This window comes from Mesorhizobium sp. M7A.F.Ca.CA.003.01.2.1, assembly GCF_003998945.1.
Lineage (GTDB): Bacteria > Pseudomonadota > Alphaproteobacteria > Rhizobiales > Rhizobiaceae > Mesorhizobium > Mesorhizobium ciceri.
The window spans coordinates 1-1,742 of the sequence record NZ_RZRA01001079.1 but is presented as its reverse complement, the minus strand read 5'-3'; the positions used below and the strand labels follow the sequence as shown (position 1 = coordinate 1,742).

3 protein-coding genes and 1 pseudogene are annotated in these 1,742 nt (G+C 58.0%); 1 reads left to right on the top strand and 3 read right to left on the bottom strand.

Annotated features, from left to right (window positions below; translation table 11 throughout):
- A pseudogene (locus EN969_RS36350) lies at positions 1-80 on the top strand (damage-inducible protein DinB); the annotation flags it as partial.
- Between the two features lie 27 nt (positions 81-107).
- On the opposite strand, the gene EN969_RS29870 reads toward EN969_RS36350, so the two are convergent.
- The 3 genes from EN969_RS29870 to hppD form a co-directional block, all read right to left on the bottom strand.
- On the bottom strand, positions 108-377 hold the full coding sequence (locus EN969_RS29870; RefSeq protein ID WP_244514291.1) for a type II toxin-antitoxin system VapC family toxin: 270 nt from the start codon (positions 375-377) through the stop codon (positions 108-110).
- Positions 378-470: 93 nt separating this feature from the next.
- Positions 471-698, bottom strand: coding sequence for a type II toxin-antitoxin system prevent-host-death family antitoxin (locus EN969_RS29865; protein WP_013532313.1), 228 nt, complete (start codon positions 696-698; stop codon positions 471-473).
- 62 nt (positions 699-760) lie between these two features.
- Positions 761-1,742: 4-hydroxyphenylpyruvate dioxygenase (hppD, locus tag EN969_RS29860; RefSeq protein WP_127419667.1), on the bottom strand; the 982-nt coding region annotated here is incomplete at its 5' end.

Here is a 1,742-nt window from a genome sequence, read left to right as displayed (position 1 = left end):
ACCCGCGCAGCATGGCCGGCAACAATCTCTGGTCGAACGACCGACTCTACCGCGCGGTATTGTCTCTTCAGCCCGGCGAAAGAGGTCAAGCGGCTGGGCTTGGGCGATCAGGCCAATACGACGTCATAGGCTGAAAATTGCCGATCCGCGGAGATCAACGTCAGGCCTTCAATTTGGGTCTGCGCAATAAGCAGGCGGTCGAAGGGATCGCGGTGGTGAAGCGGCAGATGTTCAAGTCTCGCCGCGTGTAGTTCGTTTACGCCGAGAATCGGAATCCCGTTCGATCGCAGGAGGTCCACGATGTCGCCTGTGAGCGTCACTTTGCCGAGCGATTTCTTGATGGCGATCTCGGCCACCGAGACGGCGCTGACGATCACATCCTTGCCTGTGAGAAAGATATCGCGCCGAAAGACGTGAATCGGCGTTGAGTACCCAAAGCAGAATATGGGTATCGACCAGATATCTGCGGCTCATTTAATATACTCGTCCCATTCGGGACCGAGTTCATCAAAATCATCCGATATCCAAATCTGGCCTTTCAGGGCGCCAAGCAAGCCTTTGCTCCCACCAGCCCGAACGGGAGCGCTCAAGGTTGCGACAACCTCTCCATGTCTGGTCAGATGGATCTCTTCGCCAGCCTGGGCACGTTTCACCAATTCGGAAAGCTGAGCCTTCGCTTTTGCCATGGGGATATTCATAGACGACCTCTTATGACCAGAATTTAGGTCATAATTGGCCGGGCCGCAAGTGAGTTCGATGGCTATTCCGCCGCCTGAACCTTGATCACGCCACGCTTGATCTGGTCCTGCTCGATCGATTCGAACAGCGCGCGGAAATTGCCTTCGCCAAAACCTTCGTCGCCCTTCCTCTGGATGAACTCGAAGAAGATCGGCCCGATCACGGTTTTCGAGAATATCTGCAGCAGGATCTTGGTCGTGCCGCCGTCGACGACGCCTTCGCCATCGATCAGGATGCCGTGCTTCTTCATCCGCTCGATCGGTTCGTCATGGCCGTTCACGCGGTCATACGACATGTCGTAGTAGGTTTCAGGCGGGCCGGGCATGAACTTCAGCCCGTTCTCGGCCAGTCTGTCGGTGGCCTCGTAGATTTCGTCGGTGCCGACGGCGATGTGCTGGATGCCTTCGCCATTGTACTTCTTCAGGTACTCGGCGATCTGGCTGGTCTCGTCCTTGGACTCGTTGAGCGGAATGCGGATCTTGCCGCAGGGCGAGGTGATGGCGCGGCTGACCAAGCCGGTGATCTTGCCGTCGATGTCGAAGAAATGGATCTGCTTGAAGCCGAACAGGTTGCGGTAGAAATCCCACCATTTGTCCATCTGGCCGCGATAGACATTGTGGGTCAGGTGATCGAGATAGTAGAAGCCGACGCCTTCCGGCCGCGGGTCGCGCGCACCCAGCCACTCGAACTCGGCATCATAGGCCGAACCCTTCTTGCCGTAGGTCTCGATGAAATAGAGCAGCGAGCCGCCAATGCCCACGATCGCCGGCACGTCCAGCGCCTTGTCGGCGCCTTCGTAAGGTGTGGCACCCTTGGCGACCGCATGGTGGAAGGCGTGTTTGGCATCGACCACCCGCCATGCCATCGAAGCCGCGCAGGGGCCGTGCCTGTCGACGAATTTCATCGCATGCGAGCCGGGCTCGGCGTTGACGACATAGTTGATGTCGCCCTGCCGCCAGATGGTGAGGTCTTTCGTGCGGTGCTTGGCCACCGCGATATAGCCC